Consider the following 1,423-nt stretch of genomic DNA (forward strand, 5'->3'; position numbering starts at 1 on the left):
GGGAGGGTGCGGCCTGTGCGGGGCCGGCGGAGCGGTAGCCGGCGGCGGTGATGCGCCCGGGCCGGTGCTGCTGGAGCAGGCGTTGGACCAGGTCCGCCGACACATCCGGCTGGTCTACGAGGGCGACCAGGACCGTTTCCGCTCGGGCCGCTGCGGCCACTCCGGCGCGGAAGGATGAGGCCATGCCGCTTTCCCAGTCCGGATTGTCCACCACAATGCAGCCGTCCAGCCGGCAGTCCCGCCGCACTCTGTCGGCTCCGGCACCCAGGACAATAACGACGTCGGTGCATCCTCCTGCGCGCAGCTCGCCGGCCAGGTGTTCCACCAGCGTCCGCCCGCGGTAAGGGAGCAGCGCCTTCGCGCCCCTGCCCAGGCGGGTCCCTCCGCCGGCTGCGAGGAGGATGGCAGTGGCACTCATGCGTAACTCCGTTCTGTCGTCCGTTCGCTGCTGCTGCTGATGTTGCCTAAGCGTTACCTTAAAAAGCACCGCCGGCGAAGGTTCTCCCATCCGCAGAGCCCTGCCGCCGCCGTCGTAAGTTTGTGAACTTGATCACTCTAACTTGCGTACTGCAATAGTGGATTCCATGCCACAGGTGGCCCATTCTGCCTAGTCGTGCGGGATTGAGGGGAGTCTCCCCGTTGCTTGCAAATGCGCGGGCTGGAGCGTGCCGGTTTGCCTGTCCCGCTGCTATTTGCATAGGCTGGCGCCCGATCCAGATAGCGACACGCCCGTGTGAAGATCACGATTTGGTCTCACCATAACGATGCGGTAACGTTGCATCTCGTGCGGGGGAACCGTGTAACCCGTGCGAGGGGATCCGGCATCCATGCCGATCAGATCTTAAAACCGAATATGCTCGACGCTGCCCACACCATACGCCGTCAACATGGCAGACGTCGGAAATGACCTCGATTACGAGTGGTTGACGGTGGCGCGAAGAAGTCCGGGGACGGATGGAGCGAAGGTGGCCCTGCGGAGCATCGTGAACTCAAAGAACAACAAGAACCTCAGCCGTACCCTGCGTGGAGGCCTCGCGGCCGTAGCCCTGACCGGCGCCGGTGTCGCCATGGTCGGCGCGCCCGCCAACGCTGCCGATACCGCAACGTGGGACGCTCTGGCCCAGTGCGAAAGCGGCGGTGACTGGAGCATCAACACCGGCAACGGTTTCTCGGGCGGACTGCAGTTCACCCCGAGCACCTGGGCTGCCTTCGGCGGCAGCGGTGCCCCCGAGAACGCCAGCAAGGCTGAGCAGATTGCCGTAGCCGAGAAGGTCCAGGCCACCCAGGGCTGGGGCGCCTGGCCCGCATGCTCGGCCAAGCTGGGCCTCTCCGGCGGTGGCGGAGCCCCCGCTCCGGCTCCGGCTCCGGTAGAGGCTCCGGCCCAGACCGAGGTCAACGTGGCCCAGGTTCCGACCGAGGCGCC

2 protein-coding genes are annotated in these 1,423 nt (G+C 66.1%); one reads left to right on the forward strand and one right to left on the reverse strand.

From position 1 onward, the window contains the following. Window positions 1-418, reverse strand: a 418-nt coding sequence (locus D477_RS18470) for a nucleotidyltransferase family protein (protein ID WP_005273399.1), incomplete at its 3' end; no start/stop codon positions are given. 469 nt (window positions 419-887) lie between these two features. On the opposite strand from D477_RS18470, the gene D477_RS18475 reads away from it, so the two are divergent. Beyond that, the coding region (locus D477_RS18475) for a transglycosylase family protein (RefSeq protein ID WP_150110198.1) at window positions 888-1,423 on the forward strand (536 nt) is incomplete at its 3' end.

Origin of the sequence: Arthrobacter crystallopoietes BAB-32, assembly GCF_000328305.2 — a bacterium.
GTDB lineage: Bacteria > Actinomycetota > Actinomycetes > Actinomycetales > Micrococcaceae > Crystallibacter > Crystallibacter crystallopoietes_A.